Annotated in this window: 21 protein-coding genes; 15 read left to right on the top strand and 6 right to left on the bottom strand. The window is 51.0% G+C overall.

Translation table 11 applies throughout. The features are described from left to right. Nucleotides 1-65: 65 nt before the first annotated feature. The 8 genes from DW949_RS01540 to DW949_RS01505 all read left to right on the top strand — a co-directional run bounded on the left by DW949_RS01540 (nt 66) and on the right by DW949_RS01505 (nt 8,731). A complete protein-coding gene (locus DW949_RS01540) occupies nt 66-1,511 on the top strand; it encodes a sigma-54-dependent Fis family transcriptional regulator (RefSeq protein ID WP_118021513.1) in 1,446 nt (481 codons plus the stop codon). 228 nt (nt 1,512-1,739) lie between these two features. Beyond that, nucleotides 1,740-3,101 carry an acyclic terpene utilization AtuA family protein gene (locus DW949_RS01535; RefSeq protein WP_118021512.1) on the top strand — a complete coding sequence of 454 codons (1,362 nt, stop codon included), beginning with the start codon at nt 1,740-1,742 and terminating at the stop codon, nt 3,099-3,101. A 4-nt stretch (nt 3,102-3,105) separates the two neighbouring features. Next, nucleotides 3,106-3,426, top strand: a complete 321-nt coding sequence (locus DW949_RS01530) for a hypothetical protein (protein WP_199595676.1) — start codon at nt 3,106-3,108, stop codon at nt 3,424-3,426. Nucleotides 3,427-3,487: 61 nt separating this feature from the next. Then, the gene (locus tag DW949_RS01525) at nt 3,488-4,747 is read left to right on the top strand and encodes a hydroxymethylglutaryl-CoA reductase, degradative (RefSeq protein ID WP_118021511.1); all 1,260 of its coding nucleotides are present in this window, start codon (nt 3,488-3,490) and stop codon (nt 4,745-4,747) included. A gap of 18 nt (nt 4,748-4,765) precedes the next feature. After that, entirely contained in the window at nt 4,766-5,215 is a 450-nt protein-coding gene (locus DW949_RS01520) for a hypothetical protein (RefSeq protein ID WP_118021510.1), read from the top strand. Then, nucleotides 5,212-6,588 carry a tripartite tricarboxylate transporter permease gene (locus DW949_RS01515; RefSeq protein ID WP_199595675.1) on the top strand — a complete coding sequence of 459 codons (1,377 nt, stop codon included), beginning with the start codon at nt 5,212-5,214 and terminating at the stop codon, nt 6,586-6,588. The genes DW949_RS01520 and DW949_RS01515 overlap by 4 nt, the downstream gene beginning before the upstream one ends. 88 nt (nt 6,589-6,676) lie before the next feature. Then, nucleotides 6,677-7,969 (top strand): CitMHS family transporter, encoded by a 1,293-nt coding sequence (locus DW949_RS01510; RefSeq protein WP_118021509.1) that lies wholly within the window; start codon nt 6,677-6,679, stop codon nt 7,967-7,969. 174 nt (nt 7,970-8,143) lie between these two features. Then, complete coding sequence (locus DW949_RS01505; RefSeq protein ID WP_199595674.1) at nt 8,144-8,731, top strand: DNA-3-methyladenine glycosylase I; 588 nt, start codon at nt 8,144-8,146, stop codon at nt 8,729-8,731. Between the two features lie 64 nt (nt 8,732-8,795). Here DW949_RS01505 and ychF read toward each other — a convergent pair whose 3' ends face one another. The 5 genes from ychF to DW949_RS01480 form a co-directional block, all read right to left on the bottom strand. Further along, entirely contained in the window at nt 8,796-9,902 is a 1,107-nt protein-coding gene (gene ychF, locus DW949_RS01500; RefSeq protein ID WP_118021508.1) for a redox-regulated ATPase YchF, read from the bottom strand. Between the two features lie 25 nt (nt 9,903-9,927). Beyond that, complete coding sequence (locus DW949_RS01495; RefSeq protein ID WP_118021507.1) at nt 9,928-11,169, bottom strand: LL-diaminopimelate aminotransferase; 1,242 nt, start codon at nt 11,167-11,169, stop codon at nt 9,928-9,930. A 245-nt stretch (nt 11,170-11,414) separates the two neighbouring features. Further along, nucleotides 11,415-12,632, bottom strand: a complete 1,218-nt coding sequence (locus tag DW949_RS01490; RefSeq protein ID WP_118021506.1) for an ABC transporter permease — start codon at nt 12,630-12,632, stop codon at nt 11,415-11,417. Continuing rightward, nucleotides 12,622-13,326 (bottom strand): ABC transporter ATP-binding protein, encoded by a 705-nt coding sequence (locus DW949_RS01485; protein ID WP_118021505.1) that lies wholly within the window; start codon nt 13,324-13,326, stop codon nt 12,622-12,624. The genes DW949_RS01490 and DW949_RS01485 overlap by 11 nt, the downstream gene beginning before the upstream one ends. A 15-nt stretch (nt 13,327-13,341) precedes the next feature. Further along, entirely contained in the window at nt 13,342-14,481 is a 1,140-nt protein-coding gene (locus DW949_RS01480) for an efflux RND transporter periplasmic adaptor subunit (RefSeq protein ID WP_118021504.1), read from the bottom strand. A gap of 228 nt (nt 14,482-14,709) precedes the next feature. Here DW949_RS01480 and DW949_RS01475 point away from each other — a divergent pair, with 228 nt between their 5' ends. From DW949_RS01475 to DW949_RS01445, 7 genes are all read left to right on the top strand, one after another. Continuing rightward, nucleotides 14,710-16,431, top strand: a complete 1,722-nt coding sequence (locus tag DW949_RS01475; protein ID WP_118021503.1) for a subtype B tannase — start codon at nt 14,710-14,712, stop codon at nt 16,429-16,431. Between the two features lie 256 nt (nt 16,432-16,687). Continuing rightward, entirely contained in the window at nt 16,688-17,710 is a 1,023-nt protein-coding gene (gene asrA, locus DW949_RS01470; protein ID WP_118021502.1) for an anaerobic sulfite reductase subunit AsrA, read from the top strand. Then, nucleotides 17,700-18,509, top strand: a complete 810-nt coding sequence (gene asrB, locus DW949_RS01465) for an anaerobic sulfite reductase subunit AsrB (RefSeq protein WP_118021501.1) — start codon at nt 17,700-17,702, stop codon at nt 18,507-18,509. Before asrA ends, asrB begins: the two co-directional genes overlap by 11 nt. A 13-nt stretch (nt 18,510-18,522) precedes the next feature. Beyond that, entirely contained in the window at nt 18,523-19,572 is a 1,050-nt protein-coding gene (gene asrC / locus DW949_RS01460; RefSeq protein ID WP_118021500.1) for a sulfite reductase subunit C, read from the top strand. A gap of 10 nt (nt 19,573-19,582) precedes the next feature. Continuing rightward, nucleotides 19,583-20,344: a formate/nitrite transporter family protein gene (locus DW949_RS01455; protein ID WP_118021499.1), complete on the top strand. Its 762-nt coding sequence runs from the start codon at nt 19,583-19,585 to the stop codon at nt 20,342-20,344. A gap of 103 nt (nt 20,345-20,447) precedes the next feature. After that, on the top strand, nt 20,448-21,191 hold the full coding sequence (locus DW949_RS01450) for a hypothetical protein (RefSeq protein WP_147349037.1): 744 nt from the start codon (nt 20,448-20,450) through the stop codon (nt 21,189-21,191). 178 nt (nt 21,192-21,369) lie between these two features. After that, nucleotides 21,370-21,699: a helix-turn-helix transcriptional regulator gene (locus DW949_RS01445; protein ID WP_118021497.1), complete on the top strand. Its 330-nt coding sequence runs from the start codon at nt 21,370-21,372 to the stop codon at nt 21,697-21,699. A 103-nt stretch (nt 21,700-21,802) separates the two neighbouring features. Here DW949_RS01445 and DW949_RS01440 read toward each other — a convergent pair whose 3' ends face one another. After that, nucleotides 21,803-22,462, bottom strand: coding sequence for a Crp/Fnr family transcriptional regulator (locus DW949_RS01440; RefSeq protein WP_118021496.1), 660 nt, complete (start codon nt 22,460-22,462; stop codon nt 21,803-21,805). Nucleotides 22,463-22,466: the final 4 nt, after the last annotated feature.

The raw sequence follows: 22,466 nt of genomic DNA, 5'->3' as shown, positions 1-22,466 counted from the left end.
GTCACGGCATAAATGCCATGAAAGATATGATATAATGGTAAAAAGATCTATCGGAGGTGGTCGCCGTGGCAGGAAAAGGGACTGTGCAGCGTGTCAGTCCGGATATGCTCATGGAAGCAATGGATGCCGTAACCGATGGCGTCGTCATTGTCGATACGGATTCGCGGATTGTGTATTTAAATGAAGCGTACACGCATATTTTGAATGTAAAGAGGGAAAAAGTATTGTACCGGCGCATGGCCGAAATCGAGCCGGGAGCGGTCATACTGGATACGCTCATGGACCATAAGCCCCGGCTGCACCAGTTCGTTGAGGTACGGACACGGGGAAAGAAGATTCTCGTCAATATTACACCTATTTTTAAAGAAGGTGTCTTTTGTGGTGCCGTGTCGGTGTTCAAAGATATTACAGAAATTACGGTAGTACAACGGGAACTGGAAAAGACCCAGCGCCTGAGTCATTCTATATTTAAGGCCCTGTCGGCGGAAAAGCCGTCACTACCCCGTGAGTTTTCCCATATCGTCGGCGAAGACCCGGCCTTTCTGCGCTGCCTGAAAATGGCGGAGATCGTAGCGCCTACCGATGCGACGGTCCTCATAGAAGGAGAAAGCGGAGCCGGAAAGGAAGTTTTCGTACAGGCCATCCGCATTCTGAGCGGCAAACGGAGCCGTACTTTTGTCAGCATGAACTGTTCGGCTATTCCGGAAACGCTGATTGAAAGCGAGCTTTTTGGCTATACGGCAGGATCCTTTACCGGCGCGTCCCGGGGCGGAAAAGCCGGAAAGTTTGAGTTAGCCGATGGCGGTACGATCTTTCTCGATGAAATCGGGGAAATGCCTTTATTTATGCAGTCCAAGCTGCTGCGGGTCCTTCAATCGGGGGAAATCCAGAAAATAGGGTCTGACAAAGTGCAGAAAGTCGATGTCCGGGTCATTGCGGCGACGAATCGGGATTTGAAGCAGATGGTAGCCGATGGGAAATTCCGGGAAGACCTGTATTTCCGCCTCAATACCTTTAAAATCGTCATACCACCCCTGCGGAAACGGCCCGGGGATATTCTGCTTCTGGCCAATCATTTTCTCGATATCTTTTCAGAAAAATATCACAAGCGCCTGTCTTTTTCCCCGGGCACGGCAGCTGTACTGCAGAAGAGTCCCTGGTCGGGAAACGTCCGCCAGCTGGAAAGCTGTGTGGAATATGCCGTCATCGTTGCCGGAGGGAATGTCATCCTGCCGGAAGATCTGCCGGATGAGCTGTTACAGGGACAGGATGGGGACGGATATCCGGCAGAATTACCGGAAAAAGAACAGGAAGCCCCGTCCGGCCGGGAGCGGGATGTCTCGTCGCTGCGGATGGATATTCAGCAGATTGAACGGGAACGGATGCGGGAAGCCCTGGAAAAAGCACAGGGTAATAAAACGAGAGCCATGGAACTATTGGGCATCAGCCGGCGGACCTTTTATAAGAAATATAAATTGTATGGGTTTTCAAACAACGTGTATACTAAGTAAACAATATATGTATACCTAGTATACAAAGGAAACAGCCAGTGTATACAACGGAGAGTGTATACACTGGCTGTCTGTGTGTCTGAAGGGCATATTACGCATGTTTTTCCCGTATACTACTAAAACTTAATTTTGGCATTATAATTTCATATAAAATAGTGAAAGCAATGTGTTACAGTCATGACTCGCATATACTTATGTACCAAAACTATTCAGGAAAAGAGGTTACTTATGATGAAAACAATCCGGATCGGCGGAGGCCAGGGATTCTGGGGGGATCTGAGCGATGCCCCCATTACGATGGCACGGGAAGACAATCTTGATTATATCTGCTGCGATTATCTGGCAGAACTTACACTTTCTATTATGCGGCGTCAGCAGGAAAAACGCCCGGAAGCAGGCTATGCCCGTGATTTTATTACGGCTCTCAAAGGCATGCTGCCCTACATTGCCGAAAAAGGGACCAAGGTCATTACCAATGCCGGCGGCATGAATGTCAAAGCCTGCGTGGAAAAAGCAAAAGAAGCTATCCGTGAAGGCGGCTATCATCTGAAAGTTGGCTATGTCCTCGGCGATGACGTACGCGAACTGATTCCCCAGCTGCGGGCCCAGGGCATCACCATGAAGCACATGGATACGGGTGAAGACATCGACCGCATCCTGCCCAACATGGTAAACGCCAACGTGTATTATGGGGTAGAACCGATCGTCAAATGCCTGGAAGACGGGGCAGACATCATCATTCTCGGCCGCTCGACCGATACGGCTATGTTTGAAGCGCCCCTTATTTATGAATTTGGCTGGAAACTCGATGACTGGACGGCGAAAGCAACGGGTATCCTGGCCGGTCATCTCTGCGAATGCGGGGCCCAGGCGACCGGTGGTAATTACGATTACGACTGGGAACACGTACCGAGCCCGGAAAATCTGGGATATCCCATTGCAGAAATCAGTGAAAAAGGCAGCCTTGTCCTGACAAAGACGAAGAACACTGGCGGTCTGGTTACGCCCCAGTCGGTCAAAGAACAGCTGCTCTATGAAATCCATGACCCGTCAAAATATATCACTCCCGATGTGGTCGCCGATTTCAGCAAGATTACCCTGGAAGAAATCGAACGGGATCACGTTGCCGTCCGGGGCGTTACAGGTACGCCTGCACCGGATACGCTGAAACTCTGCGTCGGCTATCTGGAAGGATACCGTACTATTGCCTACCTGCCCTATTCCTGGCCCCGCGCTTACGATAAGGCAAAGATGGCTGCCGATATCCTCGACAAACGGCTGGCTATGAAGAACGCCAAAATTATCCGTAAGAATATCAGTTATCTCGGCGTCAATGCACTCCATGGTCCGCTGGCCCCGGAAATCCAGGCGGATCTCAACGAAGTCGTTCTCCGCTACGCCATCATGACCGAATCGAAAAAAGAAGGCCTGAAACTGACGCCGGAAGTAGCGGCTGTCAGCAATCTGAACGGCCCGGCACAGGGCTGCTTCTTCGGCGGCCGCAGCCGTCCCAGTGAAGTATTCGCTCTCTGGCCGACACTGATTCCCCGTGATGCTATCAAACTTACGACATTTGTTGAGGAGGTCTGAAATCATGAAAGTACAATTAAAAGATATCGCCCATGGTCGCTGCGGCGATAAAAGCGATACATCCAATATCTGCATCTATGCACGGAAACCCCAGTATTATAAAGCCATGGAAAAACAGCTGACGGCTGATGCCGTGCGCCGTCATTTCGAAGGCCTCGTATTCGGCGATGTCGTGCGCTATGATGTGCCCCAGCTCGATGGCTTCAATTTCGTCATGCATCACGCCCTCGACGGCGGTGCCACCCGCTCCCTGCGCCTGGATACACTGGGGAAATGCATGGAAGCCGCCCTTTTACGGATGTATATTGAAATTGATGATGAATAATTAGTATACTACAAATATATCGATATGAATTTAACTTTATAACTAAAAGGAGATATGTATCATGAAAACAAATCAGTATTCCGGATTTCATAAACTTACCATGGAACAGAGAGCACAGGAAGTTGCCGAATTTGCAGGATTGACACCAGAAGAACTGGAACATATTACGAAACCTGGTGCACTTTCGGATAACGTAGCTGATAAATGCATTGAAAATGTCATCGGAACATATCAGCTGCCAATGGGTGTGGCTATGAACTTTGTCATTGATGGACAGGAACGTCTCATCCCCATGGTCGTAGAAGAAGCCTCTATCGTAGCGGCTGCTTCCAATGCCGCTAAAATGGCCAGACCCAGCGGTGGTTTTTATACGAGCTATACGGGAAATATCATGATTGCACAGGTACAGGTTGTTGGCGTTTCTAATCCGCATTTTGCCTGCCACTCTATTCTGCATCATAAAGAAGAAATTCTTGAAACTGCAAATGCCAAAGACCCGGTACTGGTCAAAATTACGGGTGGGGCCAAAGATGTAGAAGTACGGGTTATTGACACACTGATCGGACCTATGGTTATTGTACATCTGATTGTTGATACGGGTGATGCGATGGGAGCGAATGCCGTTAATACCATGGCAGAAGCAGTAGCTCCACTCATTGAACAGATTACGCATGGTACGGTCAAACTGCGGATTTTATCCAACCTGGCTGCGTACAGGCTGGCACGGGCGACAGCTACCTTTTATAAAGATGCTATTGGCGGAGAGTCTGTTGTTGATGGAATCATTGCTGCTTATGCATTTGCTGAAGCCGATCCGTTCCGTGCGGCAACGAGTAATAAAGGCATTATGAACGGCATGGATCCCGTCGTAGTTGCTACAGGGAATGACTGGCGCGGTATGGAAGCAGCGGCACATTCTTATATGTATTATAAGTACGGAAAATATACATCTATGACACGATGGGAAAAAGATTCTGATGGCAATCTGACCGGGGCGATTGAAATTCCTATGATGGTGGGCCTTGTCGGTGGTGCAACCAAGATTCATCCGGCAGCACAGGCTGCTATCAAGATTCTTGGTGTCAAGACAGCTGAAGAATTAGCCCGTATCATTGCAGCAGTAGGCCTGGCACAGAACTTTGCGGCTATGCGGGCGCTGGCAACAGATGGCATCCAGAAGGGGCATATGAAATTACATGCCAGAAATATTGCAACCGTAGCGGGGGCTACTGGTGATATGCTGGATAAAGTAGTAGCCAGAATGGTATCTGATAAAAAGATTTCTGTTGAATATGCAAAAGAGCTGATTACAAAATTGTAAAATAAGGAGGCTCCTGCAATGAAACAAGTATACTTAGCTGATATATGGGGAGATACGGTTGATCTGCATGATTTAGGCAAGGGGATTATTATTGGGATTATTATCAGCCTCAGTTGCTATTTAGGTGCCAATAAAATGATTGCGATGCAGGCGCCGGATATGGCTGAAAAATTAGTTTCTGCATATTCCCTGCTGTTTGGAATTGGGGGATGTGTCATTTCTGCCATTGTGTCTGCCAATTTGTTTAAACCGAAACGGACACTGAATGAAGAACAGTTTTCTGAGCAGGATAGAGATCGTGTATTAAAAGAACTGAATATTGATATTAAGAAGGAAAAAGAAGAATTAAAATATGCAGATCCAAAGGTACTTCAGGAAATGAAAGATTTAAAGTTATATGAATTATTTTATGGGCCGGAACGTACTGAACAAACCCCGAGCAGCCCGCCAAAAGGAGATGAGACATGATGGATGGCTTTATATTCAATGATTTGCTCTGGGCCCTGGGGATGGCCTTGGCCGGTGGGATTATATTCTCTGGTGTAGGGTTGATTTCAGGTACGGATGAAACATCAACTATTGCTCCACTAACGTTATTAATCGTATTGCTGGGGGTGCCACCTGTTGCCATTTTTTCCTGGTTCATGGCGGCTGCTATATCGAAGCATATGATCCATGCCATTCCGACAGCCCTCATGGGCGTCCCCGGTGATACTATGGCTGTTCCTATGCTGGAAGATGCATCGGTTTTGCGGAAACTAGGCGTTCCTCACATGGCACTCCGGAAGATGATATCCGGTGGTATCATCGCCGCGTTTCTGGCATTGCCTATCAGCGTTGGTTTTGCTTCTCTGCTGGCACCGTTTGCGGATATTGTTAAAGCCTGGGCTCCTGTCGTATTTACCGTAGCAGCCATCATTATTGCCTATACTTCTGGTGGGAAATGGGCGAGCCTGTTTGCATTGATTCCGTTTGCTTTCTTTGTGCAGGGATTAAATAAGATGGCTATTGCCAGCATTGGACACGGTGTATTTATCAGCATGTTCCTGGGAATTGCCATTGGTCCCATGTTTGCTGACTTGATGACTATATTGTCTCCTGGTTCCCGGCATATCCTTCAGAGAAAATCGTCACGGGAATTCTGGCTGGCTCCCGAATTAAAAACCTGGAAAGGATATTTCCCGAATCCCTTTAAAATCCTGTCCAGACATCAGCTTTTGTACAATGCTCTGACAGCCGCTGTTTCAGCACTTACATTTACCTTCAGTCCTGTAGGTATGACGGTTATGATGGGTGAGTTTGTAGGCGCTCGTATCAAGGGATTATATCAGAGAATGACATCGACTCTGGCTGTCATGAATGGCACGACGGAAGCCACCTATATTGCAGAAACGGTTATTCCTCTGCTGGCATTTGGTATTCCGCTCAGCCCTGTCGGATTGGGCCCAGCGGCGCCGCTCTTTAATGCCCCTCCTGTTTTTTCTGCACAGCCGGTGCATAATCTGCATAATTTTCTGACACCTGTAGATTATCTGTTTTATGGGTATATCGGCCTTATCGTAGCGTTTCTGGTCGCCTATCCATTCTCTATGAATTATGCCAGAAAAGCCAGTGCATGGGTCTTAAAACATGTCAGTCAGGAAGCAATCATCAGTATGTTCTCTGGTCTGATTGTAGTGATATCTTATTTCGAAGCAGGTCCGGTCGGCATAGCTATCGCCGTAACCATAGCTGTATTTGGCGGCATTTTGAATCGTTATTTCGGTGTACATACAGGTGTGCAATATATGGTATACTATGCGTCGCCATGGCTCATGTTGACATTATTGGGGATTAAGTAAAATATTTAAATGATTTAAAAGCAAATAAAGCCAGCGATCTTATCTCAAGTGGGCCAGATCGTTGGCTTTTGCTGCAGGGAGGGTTCAGATGACAGCTATTCTGGGATTTGCTACTATTTTTATTACGGTGTTACTTATTCTGAAAAAACTCATGAATCCCCTTCCTGCCTTTATTCTTGTACCTGTCATATGTGCTGCCATAGGAGGATACGGAGGGGAGATATCAGAATTTATTATAAAAGGACTATATATTGTAGCACCTATTGGTATTATGTTTATTTTTGCTACATTATTTTTCGGTGTTATCCTGACGGCAGGTACGTTAAAACCATATATACATTTTTTTGTCCGCATGGCTGGCGGGAATCCTGTGCGGATTTGTACCGGGCTGGGTTTGCTGACTTTTCTGGCTCATGTCAGTGGGAGTGGCGCTGTCACGTATATGTTGCTGATTCCAGCTATGATTCCTGTATTTGATGGACTTGGAATGAAAAGGACAACTATGACGACGATTATTGGACTTAGTGCCGGGTTGCAAAATACACAGCCATGGGGAGCAACAGCCCAGCGATGCATGGCAGCTTTTCAAATAGGTATACATGAATTATGGATTCCTTTACTCATTCCACTGGGGATAGGAATGATCTGCATCATTGGAATTGATTATTTTTTGGGGTGGCAGGAAAAAAACAGGATTTCCAGACTATCAGGTCAGGCCGTCTGTCATACTGATGAAATAAGTTCGTATGCTGATTATGAACGGCCTGGAAAGGTATATGTAAACTCATTTCTTGTTTTCTGTACAGTTGCAATCCTTGTCAGCGGGTATATGCCATCGGCTGCAGTATTTCTGATTGCATTCTCTGTTGCCCTTCTAATTAATTATCCAGATTCAAAAGATCAGAAATTTATTATAGCATTGTATGCCAAAAATGCGCTGATGATGTCGGGAGTTGTCTTTGCGACGGGCGTATTAGCGGGATTTTTAAATGAGACAGGAATGATTTCGGCGATGGCGTATGCTATGGCGGATATTATACCAGCATGGTTGGGAATACATCTTGCTCTCACAGTAGGTATTCTGTCTGTTCCCGCCAGTCTTATTTTTGATCCATCTTCTTTTTATTTTGGTGTATTGCCAGTATTGGCTGAAACGGGAAATATGTATGGTCTGGACCCTGATACTATAGTGAGGGCAGCTTTTTTAGGACAAATGAACATGGGCTTTTCGTTTAGTCCGCTTACGGGGAGTACGTTTGTATTGCTGGCATTAAGTAAAGTTAATTTGACAGATCATCAGAAATATACACTGCCATGGGCTTTTTTAGTTACGTTTGTCATGCTGATTTCAGCCGGGATAACAGGTGCAGTACAGCTTTAGATGATATATGAACGTCAGCTGTTATCAGGAATAGAATGAGTTTGATTGATTTATGTTGGTAATGAAAGGGCATCCGGTTTGAACCCGTGACCCGTTTATGAGAATTTCAGTCAGCGACAAAAAATATGGGATGTGTTACAATATAGCCATTATGTAGATGGAGGAAAATGGAAGATGGCTGTTGATACTACGTTGACCTGGCCTGACGGCAGACAGCGGTGCCGGTGGTGCAATCCACAGAATCCGCTGTATATTGCCTATCATGATGCGGAGTGGGGCGTGCCCTGTCATGACGATCACCGGTTATTTGAGATGCTGGTTCTGGAAGGGTTTCAGGCCGGGCTTTCCTGGGAATGTGTCCTCAATAAGAGGGACGGGTTCCGGCAGGCCTTTGATGGGCTCGATGCTTCGGTGATAGCCCGGTATCCCGATGAAAAGTTAGAGGCGCTACGGCAGGATTCCCGGATTATACGGAATAAGCTGAAAATCAGGGCGGCCAGGACGAATGCCCGCGTCTTTCTGGCCATCCAGGAGGAGTGGGGCAGTTTTGATGCCTATCTGTGGCACTGGACGGATGGAAAGGTCATATACGAACGGGATTGTACCCGGTCTCTTCTGTCGGATCAGATTTCGGCAGATCTCAAGAAACGGGGCATGACCTTTGTCGGTACGACCATCATCTATGCCTATCTGCAGGCTATGGGCGTCATCTATAGTCATGACGAAGGATGTTTTAAATCGATACCGCCGTCTGCCTACTAAAAAAAGAAGCTGTCGCATTATGCGTTTTTTTGCATAATGCGACAGCTTCTTTGTTCACTATGTATTACACGTTAAACCGGAAGTAGGTGACATCGCCATCCTGCATGACGTAGTCTTTGCCTTCCAGGCGGACGAGGCCTTTTTCCTTGGCGGCCTGTTCACTGCCGCAGGCAATGAGGTCATCATAGGAAACGATTTCGGCGCGGATGAAACCCCGTTCGATATCAGTATGGATTTTACCGGCTGCTTTCTGGGCTTTCGTGCCCTTGACGATGGTCCAGGCACGGACTTCGTCAGCCCCGGCAGTAAAGAAGTTGATCAGTCCCAGCATGGCGTAGCTGGCTTTGATCAGCTTATCGAGGCCGGCTTCAGGAAGTCCCAGTTCTTCCAGAAATACTTCTGCTTCATCATCGGGAAGTTCGGCGATTTCCGCTTCAATCTTGGCGGAAACGGCGACGACTTCCGCCCCTTCTTTTTCGGCAAAAGCCCGCAGTGCCTGTACGTGGGGATTGGCATCGGGATCCGATGCTTCGTCTTCGGCCACATTGGCAATATACAGGATGGGTTTGAGCGTCAGCAGATTGAGGTCGTGGACCTGGGGCAGTTCGTCCTTGGTGAGCCCTGCCTTGCGGGCCGGTTCGCCATTTTCCAGGCAGGCCAGTACTTTCTTCAGTACGTCGTATTCGGCTTTGGCTGTTTTGTCGCCGCACTGGGCGACTTTTGCGATGCGGTCGGCCCGCTTCTGTGTCGTTTCGATATCGGCCAGGCACAGTTCCGTATTGATGACATCGACGTCGCGGACAGGATCAATCGAGCCCGATACGTGGGTGATATTGCTGTCTTCAAAGCAGCGGACGACTTCGGCAATGGCGTCGGTTTCGCGGATATGGCTGAGGAATTTGTTCCCCAGACCTTCCCCTTTGGAAGCACCGGCGACGAGTCCGGCAATATCGACGAAACGGGTGACGGCCGGAATGGTGCGTTTGGGATGATACATGTCGGTCAGGACCTGGATGCGGTTATCCGGGACTTCGACGACACCGACATTGGGTTCAATCGTGCAGAACGGATAATTAGCCGCTTCTGCTCCGGCTTTGGTAATGGCATTGAACAGCGTACTCTTGCCGACGTTCGGCAGTCCGACAATGCCTATTTCCAGATTGGTACTCATGGGTGAGCAGTCCTTTCTATAATACTTATTTTATGAGGTGCAGGTCGGCAATGCGTTTTACCGCAGCGAGGGTGTTTTCCCGCGTGCCGAATGCCGTAAGGCGGAGGTAGCCTTCACCGTGGGGGCCGAATCCGGAACCCGGCGTGGTGACGACGTGGGCTTTTTCCAGGAGGAGATCGAAGAAATCCCAGCTCTTCATGCCATTTGGTGTCTGGACCCAGGCGTAGGGGGAGTTGGTTGCGCCGTATACGGTGTAGCCGGCTTCGGTCAGGCCGTCGCGGATGATGTGGGCGTTTTCCATGTAGTAATCGACATCAGCCAGGCACTGTTTCTGTCCTTCCGGGCTGTAGTACGCTTCGGCTGCGCGCTGGATGATGTACGGCGTACCGTTAAAGAAGGTGCACTGACGACGGTTCCAGAGCGGATTCAGTTCAACAGCGGAGCCATCGGCTTTATAGGCTTTGCAGGCATGGGGGACGACGACATAGGAGCAGCGCGTACCAGTGAAACCGGCGCATTTGGAATAGGAGCGCAGTTCGATAGCCACGTCTTTAGCGCCTTCCACTTCAAAAATGCTGTGGGGAACGTCCGGTTCGGTGATATACGTTTCATAGGCCGAATCGTAGATGATGACGAAATTGTTTTCTTTGGCGGCGCGGACCCAGTTTTCCAGTTCTGCCTTGCTCATGGCCGTACCGGTCGGGTTGGACGGGTTGCAGAGGTAGACCATATCGACGTTTTCTGTCGGCGGCTGGGCTTTGAAGCCGTTTTCCGGCGTGCAGGGCAGATAGACGACGCCGGCATAGCGGCCCGTGCTGGCATTGTAAAGGCCCGTGTGGCCGCACATGACGTTGGAATCGAGATATACAGGATATACAGGATCGGCTACGGCGAAGGTCAGATCGCTGCCGAAAATTTCCTGGATGCAGGCTGCATCTGTTTTGGAACCATCGCCGATGAAGACTTCGTCCAGTTCCAGATCGATGCCCCGTGTTTTATAATCGCCGTCAATGATGGCCTGACGGAGAAAATCGTAACCTTGTTCCGGACCATAGCCGCGGAAGGTTTCGGCCTTGCCCATTTCATCGACGGCTTTATGCATCGCTTCGATGATGGCCGGGGCCAGCGGACGGGTGACGTCGCCAATGCCGAGACGGATGATGTCCGCATCGGGATGGGCCTTGGAATAGGCGGCAACTTTTTTGGCAATGGTAGCAAAGAGATAATTGCCGGGAAGTTTTAAATAATTTTCATTTACGTGAGCCATAAAATGACCTCCTTTTATATGCGATAATGAGTATATATTGGCTATACAACACTATTCATTGTACTACATCCGTCACCTCTTGAAAAGGACATAGAACGCCTGCGGACGATGAGAAATTAAAATGACTATGATTTGTCCTGGTGTTCAATGAAAAACGCTGCCACACAAAGGACTCTCTGCTTCGTGTGACAGCGTTGTTTGCCGCTTGTCGTTCGTCGTGGCCCGGGCAGGTACTATATCATGCCTTATTCGTAGCGCAGGGCCTCGATGGGATCGAGCCGGGCTGCTTTCCGTGCCGGATAGATGCCGAAAAACAAGCCGATGCCGACGGAGAAACTGAAGGAAATGATAATCGGCGCTGCCGTGATGACCGTCTGGAAGAGCCCCGCTTTGGCAATGGCCAGGGCGATGCCGACACCGCAGGCGATACCCAGGAGGCCGCCGATGACACCGATGACGACCGATTCGATGAGGAACTGCATCATGATATTCTGGAAGGTGGCCCCGAGAGCCTTGCGGATGCCGATTTCCCGTGTCCGTTCCGTTACCGACACCATCATGATATTCATGATGCCGATACCGCCGACGATGAGGGAAATGGCGGCGATGCTCCCCAGAAACAGTGTCAGCATGGTCGTCGTGCTGGTCATGGTTTCCATGAGGCTGGTCAGATTGCGGACCGTGAAGTCGTCTTCTTTATCGCCCGTGATGTGGTGGCGCTGTCGCAGCAGCGTTTCCACTTCGCTCTGGACCTGTTCGATTTTATCGGAGCTTGAGACCTGGATGTTGATGGACCGTACGTAGGTGATGCCCATGAGGCGTTCCTGGGCCGTCGTGAGAGGGACGATGACCATATCATCCTGGTCCTGCCCCATGGATGACTGGCCCTTGCTTTCCAGGACGCCGACAATCCGGTAGGGCTGGTTGTTGATGCGGATCGTTTTGCCTACGGGATTGGATGTATCGAACAGATTGGAAGCGACGGTCGTTCCGATGACCGCCACGCGGTTCCGCGATTTCAGGTCGCTGTCGGTGATGAACGAACCGCTCTGGACGCTGAGAGACCGGATGTGGAGATATTCCGGCGTCACGCCGTATACAGAAGTATTCCAGTTTTGGTTGCCGTTGACAATCTGATAGGAGCTGTTGACCGTCGGCGAGACGTAATCGATGTTCTTGATTTTCTTCTTGATGGCCTCGGCATCATCATATTTCAGCTTCTGGCTGGAACCAGCTGCGGAACGGACGCCGCCCTGATTGGTCGAACCCGGCGTGACGATGAGCATATTGCTGCCCAGGCTGGCAATGGAATTGGTGACGTTCTGGCGTACGCCCATGCCGATGGAAATCATGGCGATGACGGCGCCAACGCCGATGATAATGCCCAGCATGGTAAGAATGGAGCGCAGCTTGTTGGACAGGAGTGCCGTAATGGCAATCTGTACGCTTTCACTAAACAACATCCATGACGACCCCCTTTCCGGCATCCTTGGTAATCATGCCGTCGCACAAGAGGAGCTGCCGGCTGGCACAGGCGGCAATTTCCGGTTCGTGCGTGACCAGGATGATGGTCTTGTGTTCTTCATGAAGGGCTTCGAAGAGTCCCATAATATCACGCGTCGATTTCGTATCGAGATTGCCCGTCGGTTCGTCGGCCATGATGATATGGGGATTGTTCACCAGGGCCCTGGCAATGGCGACGCGCTGGCGCTGGCCGCCGGAGAGCTCATTGGGCTTGTGATGGGCCCAGGTCTCCAGCCCCACGGCTTTCAGTTTTTCCATGGCCCGCCGGGTCCGTTCTTTGTGGCCTACACCGGCATAGACCAGCGGCAGCGCTACGTTGTCGAGGGCGGAAATGCGGGAGAGGAGATTGAAATTCTGGAAGACGAAACCGATGTGTTCGTTGCGGACCGAGGCCAGTTCGTCGTCGCTTAGATTGGCTACTTCTTTGCCGCCCAGTTTGTATGAACCGGACGTAGGCCTGTCGAGGCAGCCGAGAATATTCATGAGCGTCGATTTACCGGAACCCGACGGTCCCATGAGGGCAGCGAATTCCCCTTCCTTGATATTCAGGGTAATCCCTGCCAGGGCTGCAAAATCCTCTCCGCCGATATGATATATCTTTTTGATGTCCTGTAATTCAATGACATATTTCATGGGCGTGACTCCTCGTTACATGGGCGGCGGTCCCTGTCGTCTGTTGGAACTGGATGATTTGGAAGAGGACTTGGATGTGGCGTTATAGGAAACGGAAACGCGGTCCCCTTCGGAAAGGCCCGACAGGATTTCTACGTATTCATCGCTGTAGATCCCCGTCGTGACCGGCACCTGTTCGGTCTGGCCGCTGGCATTGACGCGCAGTACATAGGAACCGTTGTCATTGGTCTTGAGGGCGGCAATGGGGACGACCAGGGCATCTTCTTTTTCGGCCGTATTGATTTCTACCCGGGCGGTCATGCCGAGACGCAGCACGTCATCGGGATCATCGACGTCGAGGGTAACGTAGTAATAAATGACGCTGGCCGACGATGAGGAAGACGAGCTGGATGAGGTACTGGTACCGTTCGTATCCCACGTATTGCTCGTATCGGTCTGGGAAATCTTGGATACGTGGGCCGTAAAGGTCCGGTTCGTATAGGTATCGACGGTGAAAGTGGCATCCTGGCCGACCTTGATATTGCCGATATCCGTTTCGTCGATCTTGGCCATAATCTGCTTCTGGCTCGTGTCGGCGATGCGCATGATGACCGTCGGATTGCTGTTGCCCTGGACGGCCATGGTGCCGGCAGGCTTTGGTTCGCCGACGACGATGCCGCTCATGGGGGCCGTAATCGTCGTTTCTGCCAGGTCCGATTCGGCGGCAGTCAGGTTGGAAAGGGCTGTGTTATACTCGTATTCGGCGTTGTCCAGGGTCTGCTTGGTGCCGGCGCCCTGGTCGTAGAGCATCTTATACCGTTCGTAGTCGAGGCGCGTATTGGTGACTTTATACTGTGCCTGATCGTACTTGGCCTGATAGTCCTTGCCATCCAGTGTGGCGACGGTCTGGCCCGCTGTGACCCGATCATTTTCCTTTACAAGGACCTGACTGATACGGGCCGTGATTTTTGGTGAGACTTCGACGGAATCGACAGGGCGGATCGTACCGGTCGCAGAGACTTTGGACGTGAGATTCATGCGTTCTACCTGGGCCGTTTCGACGGCGGCTGCCTGCTGGGCCTGCTGCTGTGTCTGGTGGTAATACCAGCCGCCGCCGGCACAGGCGGCGATGACGATGACAGCGATGGCGGCTGTGATTTTTTTATTCAGCTTCATGGGATCACCTTTTGAAAATAGGAATGAGTTACGATATAACAGAAACATACGTGGTTACTGTATGTTTTACTAAGTATATCATAGAAAAAAGCAGTAAAAAAGACAGAACAGGCTGTATGGAAAAGATTACTAAAAATTGTGACAAACCTGTCTTTTTTCTATGGTATACTACATCATGGAACGAATTAAATATAATTCTCAATATATAAAATACATGGAGGAATAGGTATGAAGAAACAACTTACGGCAGCCGTGATGGCAGCGATGCTGTGCACCGGGGCCGTATACGCAGCCGATACGACCGGGGCCGTCGCCGTTCCGGCGCAACAGCCAAAACAGATACAGCAGGCACAGCAGACTGCGCAGCAACAGGCAGATCAGACGACGCAGCCATCGCAGCAGACATACAGCCTGAATCTGGACGTGTCGGACTATGCCGTCGATACGATGCAGTACGAAGGGAAAAGCGTCGTGTTCCGGGCCTATGAAAACAAAGTCTACGTCGCACACCCCGTCGATACGACGTATCAGTCTATGAATATCTACGTGCCGGAAGAATATTTTGAAGGAAAATCCGTTCATGGATACACGGCACAGACGGCCCCCATATTCCTGCCCAATACCGTCGGTGGCTATATGCCTGGCAAGGCCGGCCAGCCGTCGGAATACGATCAGCGGCAGGGCGGTCCCAATGCCATACTGGCCGCACTGGCCCGGGGCTGTGTCGTAGCGGCTCCAGGTGCCCGAGGCCGGACGAATCAGGCTGCCGATGGCACCTATACGGGCAAGGCACCGGCTCTTATCGTCGATATGAAAGCCGCCATCCGCTACCTGCGTCACAATAAGGGGGTCATTCCCGGCGATACGGAAAAAATCATTTCCAACGGTACCAGTGCCGGCGGCGCCCTTTCGGCCCTCATCGGGGCGACGGGGAACAGCAAAGAGTACGAACCGTATCTCAAAGCTCTGGGGGCGGCAGACGAACGGGACGATATCTTTGCCTCCAGCGATTACTGCCCCATTACCGATCTGGAACATGCCGATATGGCCTATGAATGGGTCTTTGGCGATGTGACGGACTATCATCAGAATAACGCCATAGGGGCGATGCCGGCATTTCTCCGGGCTGGTGGCCAGACGATCCCCATGGGGCCAGGACCGGTCGTTGCCAGCCCGGGCAGTACGGACAGCAATAATCAGAATATGCTCGTCATGGACCGGCCTGCCGATGCCCCGGCAGAAGAACAGAAGGGCACGGAAATGAGCGACCAGCAGAAGGCCGTTTCTGCCGTCCTGCGCAAGGCCTTTCCTGCCTACGTGAACAGCCTGCACCTTACAGCTCCTGACGGAACGGCCCTCACACTGGACAAGAACGGCGAAGGGACGTTCAAGGATTACATTAAGAAATTATACATGAAATCTGCCCAGACGGCTCTCGATTCGGGAACGGACCTGTCCGGTATGGACTGGCTGATCATCCAGAGTGGCACCGTAACCGATATGGATCTGGGAAAATACGCCGTGTACGCAACCCGTCTCAAGGCGGCGCCTGCCTTCGACGCGCTGGATCTTTCGGCCGGGGAAAACAGCGAATTCGGTAGTGAAATCATCAATGCCCGTCATTTCACTTCCTGGGGGAAGAAATATAATACGGCCGGCAAGGCGTATCAGGCGGATAGTAAACTCATCCATCTCCTGAATCCGCTCTATTTCATCGGCAAAAAAGATGTCACCACTGCTCCCCACTGGCGGATCCGCCACGGCAGCAAAGACCGCGACACGTCTCTGGTCGTACCGGCCATCCTGGCCCTGCGTCTGCAGCAGACCGGACATGACGTAGATTTTGCCGTTCCCTGGAATCGGGGCCACGCCGGGGACTATGACCTGGACGAACTCTTTGCCTGGATCGACACCATTTGCGGGAACACACGGATTGTAAATAAATCGTAAAATAATATAATCTGCCTGCCGGATAAATCAATAAGAAATAAAGATTACCTATACGCAAATTAAAATGGTTAAATATGAAATATAGATATAGGTAAATAGCAAAATGAGCTCTTTTCGTTGCCATAGCAACAGAAGGAGCTCATTTTTTCTGATAGCATAAGCTTGTCAATAGGATAAAGTACTATTACAACATAGTATGTGAAAAATTTCTTTTGGTTATGATTTCTTGTACGTACAAGAGAAAGAAGGTAACAGAATGGGGTATCAATTGAGCAGACAGGCTCTGGCCGACGCCTTTAAATCCTGGTCCGGGAAGTACGATGTGTACGCGCCCACCGTCTTTGCCGGTACAGGGCGTTTTTCCGAAACCGATGTCATCCGCTATGGCAAAGTGACCGACCCTGCTGATATTGTCTGGGACGCACGTTCCGATTATTCTTTTAAGGAAATCCTGACACCTATATGCCAGGTATTGTTTTACTTTACGGAGCACAGTGTACGGGAATCGGAATTTCCTGAAAAAGGAGCTGTCATCTTCCTGCGCAGCTGCGACCTTCACGCCGTGAAGCGCCTCGATTACATGTTCCTCCAGAACGGGCCGGAAGATTACTATTATAAAACGCTGCGGGATAAAGTAAAGTTTGTCCTCATGGGTTGTGACCATCCCTTTGAGGGCTGCTTCTGTGTGTCCATGGGGACAAACGTCAGCACCAATTATGATGCGGCCGTCAATTTCAAGGATGGCACGTACTATGTGGACTGTCCCGATGCCGATCTGGCCGCTGCCCTGAAAGACCACGCCGAAGGCACCTGCGACGTAACGGCCGATCATGTGGAAAAAGACGCCGTGGAAGTCCATATCCCGGAAAATCTGACATCGGCGATTGCTAAAAGCTCTATCTGGGACGAATACGACAAGCGCTGCATCAAATGCGGCCGCTGTACCCTGGCCTGCCCGACCTGCACCTGCTGGTCCATGCAGGATCTGTTCTACACGGAAGACGGCAAGGCCGGTGAACGGCGCCGTGTCCAGACCAGCTGCATGTTCGACGACTATACGCTCGTTGCCGGCGGCGGCTGTTTCCGTCAGAAAGCGGGCGAACGGATGCGCTTCAAGGTACTGCATAAAGTCCTCGATTTCAAAAAGCGGGCCGGTTTCCAGATGTGCGTAGGCTGTGGCCGCTGCGATGCTATCTGTCCGGAATATATTTCGCTTACCCACTGCATTAATGAAAAGCTGCCCCAGGGCATGAAGGAGGTACTGGAAAATGGTAAATAATGAATATATGCCCTTCCGTTCTGAAATTCTGGAAGTCATCAAACATGCCGAACTGGAATACACATTCCGTATGTCCTATGACCGTGGCGACGAACATCCGGTCAAACCGGGCCAGTTTTTTGAAATCTCCATCCCGAAATATGGGGAAGCGCCTATTTCTGTCAGTGGCATTACCGACCACTCTCTGGACTTTACCATCCGCCGCGTCGGTTCGCTGACCGATGAAATCTTTGAAAATTACGTCGGTGATTATTTCTTCATGCGCGGGCCCTATGGCAACGGCTTCGATGTCAATATGTTCAAAGGCAAGGAAATCATCCTCGTCGCCGGCGGGTCGGGACTGTCGCCAATCCACGGCGTCATCGATTACTTTGCCGATCACATGGACGAATGTAAGAAGCTGACCGTCATCGTCGGCTTTAAATCGCCGGACGACATCCTCTTTAAGGAAGACCAGAAACGCTGGGCGGAAAAAGGGATTTCCCTCATCACCACCGTCGATCACGCACCCGAAGGGTACACGGGCCACGTCGGCATGGTCACCAAATACATTCCCGATCTTACCTTTGAAGATATGCCTAATGCCATTTCCGTCGTCGTAGGTCCGCCGCCGATGATCAAGTTCTCTATCCTGGAATTGAAGAAAATCGGCTTCGACGTGGAAAATATCTGGCTGTCCGAATCGCGCAAGATGTGCTGCGGCCTGGGAAAATGCGGTCACTGCCGCATCGGCGACATTTATATCTGCCAGGACGGACCGGTGTTCAAATATACGAAAATCAGCTCGATGATTGACTAGGAGGGATAGAGCCATGGATATGAATTGTGGTAAGTTAAAGAAATACGCTTTCCGGGTAACAAAACACCGTAATGTGGCTTCGGCCCGTGTACGTGTCCCCGGTGGCTCCCTGAATGCCAAGGTATTGGGCCAGGTCCAGTATATTGCAGAAACATACGGCAATGGCGAAGTCCATCTGACCATCCGTCAGGGTTTTGAAATCATGGGGATTCCCTTTGATAAAGTAGAAGAAGTCAAGAAAGCACTGCAGCCGATCATTGATGAACTCGACATCAATCAGAGCGAACGGGGCGCCGGTTTTGAAGCTTCCGGTACACGGAACGTCATGGCCTGTGTAGGCAACCGCGTCTGTCCCTTTGGCAATTACGACACGACGGCTCTGGCTAAACGCATCGAAAAGGCCATTTTCCCCAACGACCTCCACGTCAAGGTCGCTCTTACGGGCTGTCCTAACGATTGTGACAAAGTGCGTATGCATGACTTCGGCGTCATGGGCATGACCGAACCCCAGTTCGACGCCACGCGATGCGTCAGCTGCGGCATGTGTGTCCGCAAGTGCAAACAGCTTTCCGTCGAAGCCCTGCAGATGAAGAATTTCCGCCCGGTCCGCAATGTGGAAAAATGCATCGGCTGTGGCGTATGTGCCTGGGCCTGCCCGAACCGTGCCTGGACGCGCAGCAAGGAACAGTATTTCCGCATTACTCTCCTTGGACGGACCGGCAAGAAGAACCCGCGCATGGGCATCGACTTCATTAAATGGGCCGATGCGGACAGCGTCGTAAAAATTGTCTCCAACGTATATGCCTTTGCCAAGAAATATATTGATCCGACGGCTCCCGGCGGCAAGGAACACATTGGTTACATGGTAGACCGTACGGGTCCGGAAGAATTCATCAAATTCATCCTCCAGGACGTGAATTTACCGAAAAAGGCAGAAATTTACCGTCCCCTCAACTGGTCCGGTATCCGCTATGTCGGCCTGAAATCGGAACCGTTCTATGTCGGCAAAGATGTAAACCCGGCTGATTTAGCCGTATTCCAGAAGCCGCTGCCGCTCAAATAAGGAGAAACGTATGTACAACGACGAATACACTGCATCGGCTGCCGGTGCGGCAGCGAAAGCGTCTATGCTGCGGAAGAATCCCCTGGGATATTTCCTGCTTTCGGCACTGGCCGGAGCTTACATCGGATTTGGCATCCTCTTATCCTTTACTGTAAGCGGCACCTTAGGGGCCATGCCATTTACCAAAGTCGCCATGGGCCTGTCCTTCGGCGTCGCCCTGAGTCTGGTCGTCATTGCCGGGGCAGAACTCTTTACAGGAAATGCCTTCGTCATGTTCAATGGCCTGCGTCTCAAGACGGTGACGGCCGGTGAAGTCGTGAAGTTGTGGATCGTCTGCTTCCTGGGCAACTGGTTCGGCGCCATCGTCCTGTCGCTGCTGTTTCTGGCGGCTGCCGGACCGGTGGGGGCGACGGGAAAGGCTCTGGCTGGTGCCGCTGCCATGAAGATGGGCCTGCCGCCACTGGTGCTATTTACCAGAGGCATCCTGTGCAATGTCCTCGTGTGTCTGGCTGTCTGGTGCGGTTTCCGGACCAAAAACGATGTGGCCAAACTCATCATGGTATTCTGGTGCCTCTATGCATTCTTTACCTGCGGATTTGAACACAGCATCGCCAACATGACCGTCCTCACCGTCGGCGTGCTGGCACCGTTCGATGCTGCCGTCAGCCTCAGCGGGTATGCCTATAATCTGTTTTTCGTTACGCTGGGAAATATCGTCGGGGCCGTCCTGTTCCTGTCCATCCCTTATGGAATCGGGGCGCTTAAGAAATAAATCCCTTTGGGCAGTGCTGCTGGTGCAGTACTGCCCTGTTTGTTTACTCTGAACAGGCGTCGTGCCTGCAGGGCCTTATGGTCTTCCTGTCAAAGGAGGTTTTATGATGAACACGTATTATATTGCCAGTTGTGTTTTTACCTGGCATTATCCGGAACTGAGCCAGATGATCCAGCAGTATATGACGGCCCACGGCATCCAGGTCGTGCGCTGCTGCGTGCCGAAATACAAGCTGCCCCATTTTACCGGCCTCATGCCCGATTCGTACAAAGAGCAGTGGCAGAGCCTGCCGGACTGCGCTGATTTCCAGCCCGGCGATATGGTGTATTCACTCTGCCACAACTGTTCGGCCATTCTGGAAGAATCGAAGCCCGGCGTCACCGTTACGTCCCTCTGGGAATACATCGCATCTGACGGGGCATTCCCTCTGCCGGACCTTACGGGCCGGACGATGATCCTTCAGGACTGCTGGCGGGCCTTCGACCGCCGGGGAGAACAGGATGCGGTCCGGTCGCTGCTCCGGCGTATGGGCATTTCCATAGAAGAACTGCCCGACAACCGGGAACAGACGAACTTCTGTGGCGTATCAGTCCTGCGCCCGGCGCCACCGCGCAACCTGAAACTGGCACCGCAGCGTTTTTCGCGCAATGCCAATGCCAAAGACAAGTTCCGCGATTGTACGCCGGATGAACAGAAACAGCTGATGACGGAATACTGCCAGCGCTTCCATGGAAATGAAATTGTATCCTATTGTCATTATTGCATGGAAGGACTGCTCCTAGGCGGTGCCCGGGCTGTCCATCTGGCAGAACTGCTGTTCCAGCACCGGGAATCTTTCCGTACGTAAGGACGGGGATTCCGGCAGTTGTTATAGAACGAGGAGCGTTTCCATACGGATCAGACACCGTATGGAAACGCTCCTCGTTTTCTCTTTATATTGACAAATATATTCAATAATAGTACACTACAGATAAAAGAAGTTATAAGTATCAATATCATTTATGCGTAGCGGGAGGCCGTGTGACATGGAGTATGGAGAGACAGCGAAATTATTCAAGGCATTGGGCGATGAGAACCGCCTGCGTATTCTCTCGATGCTGCAGTCTGGGGAACGCTGTGCCTGCGTCCTTCTGGAATACATCCATCTGTCCCAGCCCACCTTGTCCCATCATATGAAGATATTGTGCGAAGCCGGTCTGGTGACAGGCCGGAAAGAGGGAAAATGGGTGTATTACTCCCTGAACCGCGTCCGGGCCGGACTGGCAGAACAGGCACTCAAAGAATTATTCCAGGAAAAAGAGCCCATAGCCGATGACTGCCACTGCCAGAAAGAACGTCTGCCAGAAACAGACTAACCACATCAAACCTCAAACATCAAATACCAACCCAAAACATCAAACATACCACAAAGGCTGTCCCATAGCGATTTTTTTGCTCAATGGGGACAGCCTCTGCTTTTTATAAAAGCGTAAAGGTGTTTTTGTCGAAGTCGATGCGGCCTTCCTGTTTCATCCGGGCTAGTTCCCGCGAGACAGCCGTGCGGTCGGCGCAGAGGTAGTCTGCCAGCTGGGTGCGGCTCATGGGCAGTTCAAAGGTCCGGCTGTCCTGATGCTCTGCCTGAAAGGACAGGTAGGTCAGGATTTTGCGGCGCAGCGTCTTCTTGGAGACGATTTCCAGCTTTTCCATGAGCTGGGCATTTTTGTCGGCTGCCATATACAGCATATTTTCGATGAGCCGGTAGTGGAAGGGGCAGGAATTCTGGCACGTATGCAGGACTTTGTGGAACGGCAGCGCCAGGATGCGCGTTTCCCGGACAGCCTGGAAGGTGACCGACGACCGGCGCATAGCTCCACAGGCAAAGGTTTCGCCAAATAAATGGCCCGGCCCCAGATCGGACAATATAGCCGTATCGCCCCAGGCATCTTCATGGATCATGTGGATCCGCCCTTTGAGGATGATGCCTACGTAGGGGACTTCGTCCTTGGCCAGTATGGGAAATTCCCCTTTGTGGAGTGTCTGGAACCAGCTGCCGAGGCATTGCAGCATGACTTGTACGTTTTCGGCACTGATTCCGGAAAACAGGGGGAGCCGGGATAGCATGTCATAATCGGAATGCATGGCC

Origin of the sequence: Megasphaera sp. AM44-1BH (assembly GCF_003467125.1) — a bacterium.
Taxonomy (GTDB): domain Bacteria; phylum Bacillota; class Negativicutes; order Veillonellales; family Megasphaeraceae; genus Megasphaera.
The sequence above is the reverse complement of the archived record's forward strand: the minus strand, read 5'-3'. Positions and strand labels throughout refer to the sequence as shown.